A 1491-nucleotide genomic window follows, 5' to 3' on the forward strand; every position below is an offset into this window, starting at 1 on the left:
GGGTCCTTGGCGTACTCGGCCCACATGTAGTCGCGTTCCTCGTCGGTGACCATCTCCAGGGTCAGCTCGTCGTGGTTGCGCAGGAAGATGCCCCACTGGCAGCCGGAGGGGATCGCGGGGGTCTTGGCGAGGATCTCCGAGACGGGGTGGCGCGACTCGCGCCGGACGGCCATGAAGATGCGCGGCATGACGGGGAAGTGGAACGCCATGTGGCACTCGTCGCCGCCGCTCGGGTAGTCCCCGAAGTAGTCGACCACGTCCTCGGGCCACTGGTTGGCCTCCGCCAGCAGCACGGTGTCCGGGTACTGGGTGTCGATCTCCTTGCGCACCCGCTTCAGGAACTCGTGGGTGGCGGGCAGGTTCTCGCAGTTGGTGCCCTCGCGCTGGTACAGGTACGGCACCGCGTCCAGCCGGAACCCGTCGATGCCGAGGTCCAGCCAGAACTTCAGCGCGGAGAGCATCTCCTCCCGCACCGCCGGGTTCTCGTAGTTGAGGTCCGGCTGGTGCGAGAAGAAGCGGTGCCAGTAGTACTGCTTGCGTACCGGGTCGTACGTCCAGTTGGACGCCTCGGTGTCCACGAAGATGATGCGGGCGTCCCTGTACTGCTTGTCGTCGTCGGCCCAGACGTAGTAGTCGCCGTACGGTCCGTCCGGATCCCGCCTGGACTCCTGGAACCACGGGTGCTGGTCGCTGGTGTGGTTCATGACGAAGTCGATGATCACGCGCATGCCGCGCTGGTGGGCGGCGTCCACGAACTCCACGAAGTCGGCGAGGTCGCCGAACTCGGGGAGCACGGCGGTGTAGTCGGAGACGTCGTAACCGCCGTCTCTCAAGGGCGACTTGAAGAACGGCGGGAGCCACAGGCAGTCGACGCCGAGCCACTGGAGGTAGTCGAGCTTGGCGGTCAGGCCCTTGAGGTCGCCGACGCCGTCCCCGTCGCTGTCCTGGAAGGAGCGGACCAGGACCTCGTAGAAGACGGCACGCTTGAACCAGTCCGGGTCCCGGTCCCGGGCCGGGGTGTCCGCGAAGGTGTCCGGGACGGGCTCGTTGACGCTCATATGGTGGGTGACCCTCCGGTCTGCGGGGTGGACGGTCGCAGGACGGTGAAGACGTGCGCGGGCCTCAGACCCGGTTCCAGGCGCACGTAGTTGGCCCTGCCCCAGTGGTAGGTCTCGCCGGTCAGCTCGTCGCGCACCGGCACCGACTCGTGCCAGTCCAGGCCGAGTCGCGGCATGTCCAACGAGACCGTGGCCTCCTGGGTGTGGTGGGGGTCGAGGTTGGCGACGACCAGAACCGTGTTCGGTCCCGCGCGCTTGGAGTAGGCGATCACCGCGTCCTTGTCGGCATGGTGGAAGTGCAGGTCACGCAGTTGCCGCAGGGCGGGGCTCCGCCTTCTGACGGTGTTGAGGCGGGTGATGAGCGGTGCGATGGTGCGGCCCTCGCGGGCGGCGGACTCCCAGTCGCGGGGCCGTAGTTGGTACTTCTCGGAGT

1 protein-coding gene and 1 pseudogene are annotated in these 1491 nt (G+C 67.3%); both read right to left on the bottom strand.

Features of this window, described 5'->3' with window-relative positions; genetic code table 11:
* A partial coding sequence (locus tag AB0927_RS40940) for an alpha-amylase family glycosyl hydrolase (protein ID WP_366672960.1) occupies positions 1-1058 on the bottom strand: 1058 nt, incomplete at its 3' end.
* Positions 1055-1491, bottom strand: a pseudogene (locus AB0927_RS40945) (alpha-1,4-glucan--maltose-1-phosphate maltosyltransferase); the annotation flags it as partial. The gene AB0927_RS40940 and the pseudogene AB0927_RS40945, both read right to left, overlap by 4 nt.

Origin of the sequence: Streptomyces sp. NPDC048106 (genome assembly GCF_040706415.1) — a bacterium.
Classification (GTDB): domain Bacteria; phylum Actinomycetota; class Actinomycetes; order Streptomycetales; family Streptomycetaceae; genus Streptomyces.